Annotated in this window: 7 protein-coding genes; 4 read left to right on the top strand and 3 right to left on the bottom strand. The window is 44.4% G+C overall.

The genetic code is table 11. The features are described 5' to 3' along the window. Positions 1–220: 220 nt before the first annotated feature. Positions 221–1,666: an ATPase RavA stimulator ViaA gene (gene viaA, locus AACU59_RS00880; protein ID WP_019283198.1), complete on the bottom strand. Its 1,446-nt coding sequence runs from the start codon at positions 1,664–1,666 to the stop codon at positions 221–223. Between the two features lie 9 nt (positions 1,667–1,675). Next, the gene (locus tag AACU59_RS00875; RefSeq protein ID WP_013867938.1) at positions 1,676–3,334 is read right to left on the bottom strand and encodes an ATPase RavA domain-containing protein; all 1,659 of its coding nucleotides are present in this window, start codon (positions 3,332–3,334) and stop codon (positions 1,676–1,678) included. A 277-nt stretch (positions 3,335–3,611) separates the two neighbouring features. Here AACU59_RS00875 and AACU59_RS00870 point away from each other — a divergent pair, with 277 nt between their 5' ends. The 3 genes from AACU59_RS00870 (at position 3,612) to AACU59_RS00860 (ending at position 6,075) form a co-directional block, all read left to right on the top strand. After that, positions 3,612–4,127, top strand: coding sequence for an NUDIX hydrolase (locus tag AACU59_RS00870; RefSeq protein WP_017048791.1), 516 nt, complete (start codon positions 3,612–3,614; stop codon positions 4,125–4,127). 109 nt (positions 4,128–4,236) lie between these two features. Further along, positions 4,237–5,250: a low-specificity L-threonine aldolase gene (gene ltaE / locus AACU59_RS00865; protein ID WP_094145109.1), complete on the top strand. Its 1,014-nt coding sequence runs from the start codon at positions 4,237–4,239 to the stop codon at positions 5,248–5,250. A 114-nt stretch (positions 5,251–5,364) separates the two neighbouring features. Further along, positions 5,365–6,075 carry a TetR/AcrR family transcriptional regulator gene (locus tag AACU59_RS00860; protein WP_013867941.1) on the top strand — a complete coding sequence of 237 codons (711 nt, stop codon included), beginning with the start codon at positions 5,365–5,367 and terminating at the stop codon, positions 6,073–6,075. 10 nt (positions 6,076–6,085) lie between these two features. Here AACU59_RS00860 and AACU59_RS00855 read toward each other — a convergent pair whose 3' ends face one another. Beyond that, positions 6,086–7,351 carry a DEAD/DEAH box helicase gene (locus tag AACU59_RS00855; protein WP_094145110.1) on the bottom strand — a complete coding sequence of 422 codons (1,266 nt, stop codon included), beginning with the start codon at positions 7,349–7,351 and terminating at the stop codon, positions 6,086–6,088. A 607-nt stretch (positions 7,352–7,958) separates the two neighbouring features. Here AACU59_RS00855 and AACU59_RS00850 point away from each other — a divergent pair. Then, positions 7,959–9,176 carry an aromatic amino acid transport family protein gene (locus AACU59_RS00850; RefSeq protein WP_094145111.1) on the top strand — a complete coding sequence of 406 codons (1,218 nt, stop codon included), beginning with the start codon at positions 7,959–7,961 and terminating at the stop codon, positions 9,174–9,176. The last annotated feature ends 210 nt before the right edge of the window (positions 9,177–9,386 follow it).

Here is a 9,386-nt window from a genome sequence, read left to right as displayed (position 1 = left end):
GCCTTACAGCTTTTAATAACTTTGCTCATCTTGCTGAGCAACTAACTCCTGACATTGTTCTTTCGGGCTTTGCCGTGAGAACGAGGCGTACTTTAACGGATTAAGAAAATGAGTCAACAATAAATTTTCCACTTATGAATCAAGTGACTAAGAATCGACCCGCAAAGGATAGAAGGCGAACAACTAGAGCAACAATTCATCAGTTTTTATCAAGTAATCGTTACCATTTTTTCATCAGTCGCCCGACGAGATTAGGATGGTATGCCCAGCAGTGATCAAACATCGCCATCAACTGTGGATTACCATAGCGAGACAAACTCACCGCATGGAAACGATTTTTTTGATGTTTTAAGGTCGCGATTTTTTCTAGCAGAGCTTCCGGCGGTTTAGGTGCGATGAAATCCGACAATACGACCAAATCTGCATTGCGGTATTTGTCACTGTTCATCAGTTCAACCGATTGTTCTAGCACAGGGTCTAAATCCGTTCCGCCGTGAAATGAATAACTTAAAAAATCACTCGCTTCACGCAAGCCATCTTGCTTGGTCAGCTCATAGGTAATTTGCTGAGTAGAAAACAGCATCACGTAGCACTCGCGCCTCTCAGCCAGCGCGATCTGCATCAGAGCATAAGCCATTGCTTTTGCACACTGTTCTGGGAAACCACTCATGGAACCAGAAGCGTCCACACATACGATGAACGGCCCTTTTTCAATCTCAAACTGTTTGTGCTCTGGTTGGTAGGCTTTGACTTTACGCAAGGTGCGAGACTTGCCTTGCATGCGATAGTTCATCAAGCGCTTATCCACTAAATGCTTGTAGAAAACCACCTCAAGTTCAGGATAGGCAAGAAACATGGTTTCGTTGGGCAGTAGCTTGTTCAGATCATCACTTTCGTGGATGCCGACGATGTCATCCGTCGCTTCGTCCGATTTCTCCTCCACCATTTGCAGCGCTTCGGCTGGAGTGCGGTTGAGATCCGGGTCATCTACTTCGCCAGCCATGCGCCCAAGCTGTTCAGCAATCTCTTGCAATCCTTTGTTCTTTTTCAAAAATTCTGCATGGCGTTTCATGACACTAATGTCTGTTTTACTGAGCTTCGCCGATGCCATATCCCACAAGCGACCGACGCTGCTTTCATCACCCGATTCCGTGACTTTATCCATGTTTTTCATGGTTTCCATACGCTGGTACAAATCGGCCAACACTTTTTCTTTGTTACTTTCAAGTTCGTTGATTTGCGCTTGTTTAATCGCATGGCAAAGGCTTTGATACCATTGGTCACAAAAGAAATGAGGGAACATGGGGTTATGCAACCCCTTGTTTTTTTCGATTAAACGACGTGCTTGGAGATAAAATGCTGAGTGCCATTCCAACTGTTTGATTATCTCGTTAATCCGGGTAAAGAAGGTCTCTTCATCCCAGTGAATTACTTCTTGGTATAAGGTCAGCTCTTGTTGAAAACGCTCAGTTTCACACACTTTTGTAATGCGTTTTTTGACACTACCACGCCACTTAGTTAGGTGATTTTTAACTGAATTCGCCACGCCGCGGTTTTCAGCCATCATCATCACTTGCGAGCGCGCAAGCAAATCATTCACTGCCGTATCAATGATGCCCGAGTCGGCAATCATTAACGCTAAATTTAAACCATCGGCACCAAGCATCTTTTCTCCTTACGCAAAAAACTGGTTTAGGTTTTTAAAACGAAGCACCGTTTTTTCGCATTCGGTATGAGTCGATTCAAGTAATTGCTGTAGATGCTGCAGCGTCGCTTCCATAGCGGTGGGCAGCTCCGGATCAATGAAGTTATGCGGCAAAGCGCCGTGAAACTTAGAACGCACTTTACGCAAATGGTGTTCGGCATGTTGCAACTGTGCAACGGCTTGATCCGCTTTCGTAAGCCACTCTTGATAAAGACTTTCGTCTAAACCTTGCTCAGTCACCAAACTCACCAACACCGAGCGATTAGCAATATCTTTAAGAACGAGGTTATTACCAGCATCTAAATCAAACCTTAAACGGCACAAATTGGTATTTTGATTCACATAACCATACACATCGCCATGCCCCTCTTTGATCGTTCTTTCAAGCTCGCTTTTAGGCACATAAACCCAGCGGCTATCGCCTTTTTCGGCCTCAGAGACGGACATATTGCTTTGCAGCAATACCAATTTGACCAAGTCATGAGCGGTGCCTACCTGATAGGTTTTTGCCGATTTGGTATCAAACTGATGCACTTGCTTTTTAATCAAACCGGATGATGTTTCCAGCGAGAGCAACATGCCAAATTCAGACTCTAGCTCTTCTTGAATCTCAGCCAGCTCTTCACGACACACTACGATTTGATGTTCAACTTCTTGTTGGTCAAAAGCATGTTTCAACGCAAAGTCGCGGATAACGCGGCGCACAATATCGCGAGAATCGGGGCTATTCCAAAGACAATCTTGCAGCAGCAGTAAATCAAGCGGGTTGATTGAGTCGCGGCCATTAAAAAACGCACTCGCTTTGAGCAACTTCACCGCTTTTTTCCAACGGCGGTCTGAAACGTACATATCAATACTTGCCGCAGCGGGCTGGTTTTCAACGGCATGCTCTAGCATGTTTTTCAGCTCAAATAACTTTTCAAACACGTCATCTGTCAACAGTAAATCGTCAAGTTGTCGCTGCCATGAGTGATACTCTTCATCGGTAATCGCAAGCCCTTCAGGGATGCGCGCTTCTTGTGGCGTACCGACAGTCAGCATCGATTTGAAATTCTGCTTATTTTGAATACGGTTGACAAACACACGCACTAACATGCGATCGTACAAGGCATCTAAACCACTCTCTTCATCCGGTAATTCGTTCGATGCCGAAACCAGAAGACGCATTGGTACACGTTCAATATCGCTCCCATTTTTGAAGGTCTTTTCATTCACTACCGTTAATAAGGTATTCAAAATGGCGGGGCCTGCTTTCCAAATTTCATCAAGAAAAACCACTTGTGCGGTAGGAAGATAGCCTTTGGTTAGGCGAACATAGCGCCCATTATCTTTTAATTCTTGAATGCTTAATGGACCAAATACCTCTTCTGGTGTTGAGAAACGCGTCATGAGGTATTCAAAATAACTGCTGTTATCGAAGGCTTGGATCAGACGTTTCGCAATCAAACTTTTTGCAATACCAGGAGGGCCGAGTAGGAAAACACTTTCCCCCGCTAAAGCAGCCAGTAGACAAAGTTTGATGGTGTCTTCACGCTCATAAACACCATCCGATAAAGCCTTAGCAAGCTTATTTATGCGCTCTGAAAGTAGCGCTTTTTGCGCATGAGATGCAGGAGTAAAATTGATCACTTAAGCGCTCCAAATGGTTTGTATACATAACTTTATACGACTGTTATTGTTTTGTTACAAATAGATTTTAGTATAAGCGCCCACTTATAGCAGATCTCTTTTCTGTGAAATTCTTCGAAATCAATGTTTGCATATATGAGACTGACATCACTGATTGTGCAAGCAATATTGATACTTAGGTTATCGTTTTACTTTGTCTTAGCCACAGATTCTCGGTAAGGTTGAACCCTTATCACCATATCAGTCATTGGCTAGCCACAATTAAAGAAGAGTTTGCATGAGCAAAACCATACATACATGGAAAACCATTTCATTAGTGCAAGAGGATGTCACCCTTCCTACAGGCAAAAGCATTGAGCACACCACCATCGTCCATCCGGGCGCGGCCGTGATTTTGCCGATCACAGAACAAGGCGATATTATTCTGATTAATCAGTTTCGCCCCTCACTCAAAAAGTGGTTGTTAGAGCTCCCAGCAGGCACTTTAGAAAAGGGGGAGCTTCCAGCCGAATGCGCGCACCGTGAGCTTGAAGAAGAGACAGGGTACAGCGCAAGTGAGCTGATCACTTTAGGGCAAGTCACACCATTAGCTGGATTTTGTGACGAAATACAGCACCTGTTTGTCGCTAAACAGTTGAGCAAAACTGCACGATTATCATGCGACGATGATGAAGTCATTGAGGTGGTGACGCTTTCGATCCAGGAATTGGAGCAAAAAATCATCACTGGGCAAATCACAGATTCAAAAACCATTGCCTGCCTAAGTAAGGCGAAGCTGTGTGGTTATCTATAAAATACTTAGCCATCAATAAAGAGCTTATTTATCAATAAATTACAATCACAGATAAGAATTGAAGTGAAAATGCTTCTAGCAAAAATAGAAAAACGCATGAGGAGATTATATGGATTTTCGATCAGATACCGTTACTAAACCCACCGCCGCGATGCGTGAAGCAATGGCTAATGCCGACGTGGGTGATGATGTGTATGGCGATGACCCAACCGTCAACGCCTTAGAAGAGTGGGCCGCGCAGCGACACGGTTTTGAAGCGGCGCTATTTACCACGTCAGGCACACAAGCCAACCTGCTGGGTTTAATGTCACATTGTGAGCGTGGCGATGAGTACCTGTGTGGCCAACAAGCGCACAACTACAAATATGAAGCGGGTGGCGCCGCGGTTCTTGGCTCTATTCAGCCGCAGCCAATCGAAAATAACCCTGATGGCACGTTAGACTTCGATAAACTGCGCGCGGCCATTAAACCTGATGATGCCCACTTTGCTCGCACGCGATTACTTAGCCTTGAAAACACCATCAATGGCAAAGTTCTACCACTCGCCTATTTAGCGCAAGCGCGAGCGTTTGTTGATCAACACCATTTGGCACTGCATTTAGATGGCGCGCGCGTATACAACGCCGCTGTAGCGCTGGATGTGGATGTTAAAGAGATTGCGCAATACTTTGACTCAATGACGGTCTGTTTATCTAAAGGGCTTTCAGCTCCTATCGGCTCGCTGCTGTTGGGTTCAAAAACCTACATTGCCAAGGCTCGACGTTTAAGAAAAATGCTCGGTGGCGGCATGCGTCAAGCAGGCATTTTGGCCGCAGCAGGCCATCTTGCATTGACTGAACAAGTCACTCAGCTGAAGACTGATCACGACAATGCCCAATATTTAGCGCGCAAATTAGCGGACTTAAACGGGTTTTCCGTCAATCCAGATTTAGTGCAAACTAACATCGTATTTGCCAAATTAGCTGATTCTATCGATATCCATACAATTACCAATCAGTTGGCGCAAGATGGAATAAAAGTTTCGCCAGGTAATCCGGTACGTTTTGTGACCCATAAAGACGTCTCACGCGATGATATTGATTTTCTAATCAGCAAACTCTCCCTTTATCTCCGATCCAATTAACATTGTGCAGTCATAACCTTATCATCGGCTATGACTGCCAAAGCGTTTTTTCCGTGAAACTACCTCTCAAATCTGGTACAACTGCGCTCGTTAAAAAATGAGACGAGTTAAAAAATGACCAAAAGACAAGGCCGCCGAAGTGCCACTGATGCCCAAAAAACCAAAAGAGACATTCTAGTGGTCGCTGCGGATCTGTTTTGCGAGCTAGGTTATGCACGAGTGTCATTACGAACGATCAGCGAAAAAGCTGGGGTTTCGCACAGTTTGCTGCGTCATCATTTCGGTAGTAAAGAGCAAATATGGCGCAGTATCAGCGATGGTCTCCATCTTTATATGGAGAATTATTTACGTCATATATTGAAAGAGATCCCAGCCAACACCCCCGCCAACGTGCAGTTGTATTTGTTCATTGTACGGCTGCTCGCGCATATGCTGACCGTCAAACAGCCGATTCAACTGATCGCCGATGCGGTAAGACAAGAAGATGCTCTGTTTGATTATTTTATCGACAGTGCAGGTGAAATTGAGCAGCTCGTCGAACAACTTGCCGAGCAATACAACCGTGAATTTTCAGCCACACCAATAAAGGTGTGGGAGATAAAATGGCAGATGATCATGTACGCGCACGGCGCGGCAAGTCTCACACCATTTTTAAAAGAAACATGGTCAGATGAAACTCAAGATGTGAACCAATGCTTACTAAAACATTGGCAACTCTTTAATGACTTGATGATCGCCAAGTTCCATATCGACGAAGCTCAGACGCTCTGTCCGAACTCCATCAATGAGTTGCTGTATGATATTGAATGTGACTGGGCCAGATAAAGCGGGCGCTTTATCGCTTACCTCTACCTTCATGGATGTTTAGTTTTGCTTTCATCTTTCTTTTTTCCGCTGAACGGCTAGGTTTACGACTGCTACGCTCAGTCGGTAAGGCTTCCAACAAACTCGGCTCAAACCCTTTTAACCACTCTTGTGGCAGGCGTTGATTGAGTAAGGCCTCTATCGCTTCAAGCAGATACTCTTCATCTCGGCTCATCAAAGAGACCGCGAAACCCGTTAGCCCGGCCCGGCCTGTGCGACCAATACGGTGCACGTAATCTTCCGCTTTATAGGGCATGTCGTAGTTAACCACTTGCTCAAGTTGCTGAATGTCAATTCCACGAGCCGCAACATCAGTAGCGATCAACGCTCTAACTTTACCTGATTTAAAATCATCCAATGCTTTTTGGCGCGCCCCTTGGCTTTTATCGCCATTGATCGAGGCCGCTTTGATGCCGTCCAATTTCAGTTCTTTGGCTAGCTCATCGCTACCTTGTTTAGTTTTGGTAAATACCAAGACTTGCTGCCAATTACGTGAACCAATTAGATAAGCTAATAACTCGCTTTTACGTTTTTTATCCACTGGATAAACGATCTGTTTTACAGTATCAGCGGTCGCGTTGGCCGGTGAAATTTGCACGCCGACAGGGTCGCGCATCATTTTGTGTGCTAATGCTTTGATTTTGTCATCAAAGGTGGCCGAGAAAAACAGCGTTTGGCGTTCATCATTCATGCGTTTCAAAATACGTTGGATATCAGGCAAAAAACCCATATCGAGCATGCGATCGGCTTCATCCAGCACCAACACTTCGGTTTGCGTCAGGATAATGTTGCGCACAAACAGATGGTCAATTAACCGCCCCGGCGTCGCAATTAAAATATCCGCACCGCCACGTAAATTACGTGTTTGCACTTGCATGCTGGTTCCACCATACGCGGTAACAATCTTCAATGTAGTGCTTTGTGCATAAGCACTTAAGCTATCAAACACTTGTTGAGCCAGCTCACGAGTCGGAACCAAAACAAGCGCGCGCACAACTTTACTATTGGCTTCTCGCTCGGCTTGGTTATCAAGAAAACGTTGCAAAATAGGTAAACCGAAAGCTGCCGTTTTGCCGGTACCCGTTTGCGCCCCAGCCATGACATCTTTACCAGCCAAAACATGCGGGATAGCTTGAGATTGAACATCCGTCGGTTGTTCAAAACCTAAAGATTGCAGAGCGCTAACTAATGTGGTTGAAAGTCCTAAACGTTGGAATGGGTGCACAGTATCAGACATTGCAGCTTACCTATTGGAAATCAGGGCGCGGATTGTAACAAAGCGCAAGGTAATCGCCTATTCAAAATCAGCGGAAATCAATAGTGTTAAGGAATTGATACACGAGGGGGGAATGTAAGGAGCATAGCCAGCATAGGCTGCTGGCTGGTACTATTCTGCGCTCTGTTCAGAGCATTCATGAGATACAGAGTCATAATCGGATAAATCAAATCCGATCTCCATGGCGTCGAGCCACTCTAAGCACTCATCGTTTTTATATTGGTCACTCATTAATCGACCTCCTTTGATATTTACTGAGACGGGATTATCACGTCGCAAGATCCTTTTTAAATGATTTATATGACAGTTTTTTGAAAGCAAATAGTCAAATTAATCATCACCACAATATCTATCACAGCGAAACGATTTCGACCACTCTTATTTAGCCGCCACCTTGCCATGTAAACAAAAAAATACACTCATGGATTTTTATTTTTACAAAGCTGTTGAAAATGAATCCGAAGTTCTACAATATAGCCCAAAATGAGTGGATTAATGGTCAACACCCCGTTGTATTCATATATATCACTCCCTGAAACACAACATAACGTATAAAGAACTTTACACCATGACTCAATCAAAGATTTTCGGTAGTACTTTGATCATCGCAGGGACCACTATCGGTGCAGGCATGCTAGCTCTACCGCTCGCTTCTGCAGGTATCGGCTTTGGCACATCATTACTGATTATGATCGCCCTCTGGGCATTAATGGCTTTCACTGCATTGTTAATGGTTGAAATCCATCAATATGCAGACAAAGACGCCACCTTACATACATTGGCTAAACAGATCTTAGGGCAAAAAGGAAAATGGGTAGCGAGCTTTGCTATGCTATTTTTGTTCTATTCGCTTTGTGCAGCTTACATTGCTGGTGGCGGCGCACAATTCACTCATCGCCTGACAGAGTTTGCTGGCATTGAGATCAGCAATCCGTTGGGCACCTTGCTTTTTACTTTACTGGTTGCACTTGTGGTGACGATCGGCACCAGCACGGTTGATAAAGTGAACCGCCTGCTGTTTGCCGGTAAAATGGTCGCGATGATTATAGTGCTCTCATTTCTTGCACCTAATGTTTCTCAGTCATACTTGCTTAGTATGCCACTTGAGCAAGGCTTAATCGTTGCTGCAATTCCCGTCATTTTCACCTCATTCGGTTTCCATGGCAGTATTCCGGCGATTGTGAATTACTTAGATGGCGACACCCCTTCGCTGCGCAAAGCCATCTTAATTGGTTCTGCTATCCCGTTGATTATTTACATTTTTTGGCAGATCGTCACGTTAGGTGTCGTTAGCCAACCTCAGCTGGTTGAGAATTCCGGCCTGAGTGCGCTAATTGTGACATTAGGGCAAACCGTTCATCAATCCAATTTAAGCGGCATTATTGGCGTGTTTGCCGACCTTGCACTTTTGACGTCATTCTTAGGCGTAAGCTTGGGCTTGTTTGAATTCATGGGCGATACGATTAAGAAAAAGAAAATTCCATTGCACCGTATGGCTGCCTCCGTCATCACCTATCTGCCACCATTAGTCTTTGCGCTATTTTACCCTCAAGGCTTTATTATGGCGCTCGGTTACGCGGCTATTGCGTTGACTATTTTGGCCATATTCTTACCGATTGTGATGGTGATTAAAGTGCGTTCAAACCAAATATTCCAACCGCAGGGTGGAACACAATATCAAGTCAGAGGCGGTAAACTGGCTCTGACCATGACAGCAACCATTGGTTTGATGATCGTCACTTCGCAAATCTTTATTAGCCTTGGTGTACTACCCGCTCTGGGTTAATCAATTAAAGTTAAAAGTGGGGAGAGTAATATTACTCTCCCCACTTTTTTTAACCTAAAATAAGATCAAAGTCTCAATCTTGATATTTAAGTCAACATTCATTTCATAAAATTCTGCACGAACACACACATTTAGCCTTAGTATATTTATAAAATTTACTATTACTTTTTTGCATATCGGAGCAGCAATGAAAGAAGTTCAGTTCAGGAC

Source organism: Vibrio sp. V23_P3S9T160 (genome assembly GCF_963886625.1).
GTDB lineage: Bacteria > Pseudomonadota > Gammaproteobacteria > Enterobacterales > Vibrionaceae > Vibrio > Vibrio anguillarum.
Note: the sequence above shows the minus strand (reverse complement) of the source record. Positions and strands in the feature narration are given on the sequence as shown.

Excerpts from the sequence above, each read along its gene's own strand:
- AACU59_RS00850 (WP_094145111.1), top strand. The coding sequence starts at position 7,959 with ATGACTCAATCAAAGATTTTCGGTAGTACTTTGATCATCGCAGGGACC.
- AACU59_RS00860 (WP_013867941.1), top strand. The coding sequence starts at position 5,365 with ATGACCAAAAGACAAGGCCGCCGAAGTGCCACTGATGCCCAAAAAACC.
- AACU59_RS00870 (WP_017048791.1), top strand. The coding sequence starts at position 3,612 with ATGAGCAAAACCATACATACATGGAAAACCATTTCATTAGTGCAAGAG.
- viaA (WP_019283198.1), bottom strand. The coding sequence starts at position 1,666 with ATGCTTGGTGCCGATGGTTTAAATTTAGCGTTAATGATTGCCGACTCG.
- ltaE (WP_094145109.1), top strand. The coding sequence starts at position 4,237 with ATGGATTTTCGATCAGATACCGTTACTAAACCCACCGCCGCGATGCGT.
- AACU59_RS00855 (WP_094145110.1), bottom strand. The coding sequence starts at position 7,351 with ATGTCTGATACTGTGCACCCATTCCAACGTTTAGGACTTTCAACCACA.